Origin of the sequence: Streptomyces sp. NPDC060028 (assembly GCF_042736725.1) — a bacterium.
Lineage (GTDB): Bacteria > Actinomycetota > Actinomycetes > Streptomycetales > Streptomycetaceae > Streptomyces.
In genome coordinates this window covers 1-1,494 of sequence record NZ_JBHWVJ010000182.1, presented here as the reverse complement: position 1 = coordinate 1,494, position 1,494 = coordinate 1, and the positions used below count along the sequence as shown (strand labels likewise).

Annotated in this window: 1 protein-coding gene; it reads left to right on the top strand. The window is 68.2% G+C overall.

Annotated features, from left to right (window positions below; genetic code table 11):
• Window positions 1-228: 228 nt before the first annotated feature.
• Window positions 229-1,440 carry an IS110 family transposase gene (locus tag ACFWBF_RS37295; RefSeq protein ID WP_385609274.1) on the top strand — a complete coding sequence of 404 codons (1,212 nt, stop codon included), beginning with the start codon at window positions 229-231 and terminating at the stop codon, window positions 1,438-1,440.
• Window positions 1,441-1,494: the final 54 nt, after the last annotated feature.

Genomic DNA, 1,494 nt, shown 5'->3' with positions numbered 1-1,494 from the left:
GGGGTCCTTACGTTGTTGGTGGGTTGATTCCGGTCACTCGTAGGATCGGGAGACCCAGGGATGCCGGGTGTGGCAAGTGGGGTCCAGCCCTTTGGTGGCTTGAAAGGATTGGCCGCCCGGCATCCCGCGACGACTCGACCACTCATTGGGATGCGCGCGACAAGATCGCTTGGTAAGGACACGCTGGCGAGGTCGTCTGCTGGGACCGGTACTGGAACGACTTCGGAGGTGGCCGTGCCCGAACTGTGGGCCGGAACGGACGCGGGCAAAGCGGAGCATCACTGCGTGGTGATCGACGCCGACGGCACGCGGAAGCTGTCGCGGCGGGTGGCCAACGACGAGACCGCACTGCTCAAACTGATCGGCGATGTCCTCGCGCTGAGCGAGGGCGGCTCGGTGACCTGGGCGATCGACCTGAACGCCGGCGGGGCGGCGCTGATGATCGCGCTGCTGACCGACAACGGCCAGGAGGTCCTCTATATCCCCGGCCGCACGGTCTACCACGCCTCCGGCTCCTACCGGGGCGACGGGAAGACGGACGCGAAGGACGCCTTCGTCATCGCGGACCAGGCCCGCATGCGCCGTGACCTCCAGCAGGTGCACCGCGGCGACGACATCGCCGTCGACCTGCGGATTCTCACCTCGCGTCGCTTGGACCTTGCCGCCGACCGCACCCGGGCGATCAACCGTCTGCGGGCCCAGATGCTGGAGTACTTCCCGGCTCTGGAGCGGGCTTTCGACTACAAGACGTCGAAGGCGTCCTTGGTACTGCTGACGGGTTACCAGACCCCGGCGGCCCTGCGGCGGATCGGCAAGAACCGGCTCGCGACGTGGCTGAAGAACCGCAAGGTCCGCAACTCCGAGCTCGTCGCGGCCACCGCGGTGGAGGCTGCCGAGGCCCAGCACACCACCGTGCCCGGGGAGAGAATGGCCGCCGCTGTGGTGGCCAAGCTCGCGAGGGAGGTGATGGCCCTCGATGAGGAGATCGCCGAGACCGACGCCCTGATCGAGGGCCGGTTTCGCGACCACCCGCACGCCGAGGTCATCCTGAGCATGCCCGGCCTCGGCCCCGTCCTGGGCGCCGAGTTCATCGCCCACACCGGTGGGGACATGAGCGTCTTCGGCAGCTCCGACCGCCTGGCCGGAGTCGCCGGCCTGGCCCCGGTCCCGAAGGACTCCGGACGGATCAGCGGCAACATGCGCCGGCCACGCCGCTACTGCCGACGTCTGCTGCGGGTCTTCTACATGTCCGCGATGGTCGCCGCCAGGTGCTGCCCCACGTCGAAGGCGTTCTACGACCGCAAGAGAGCCGAGGGCAAAGGCCACCGCCAGGCCGTCATCGCTCTGGCTCGCCGCCGCCTGAACGTCCTGTGGGCCCTCATACGCGATGGCCGCGCCTTCGAGATCACCGCGCCACCAAGCCCCGTCGCACTGGGCTGACACGCTCACAGCGAGTCACCGCGCGGGCTTGACAACTTCATTGGGAATCCTTTC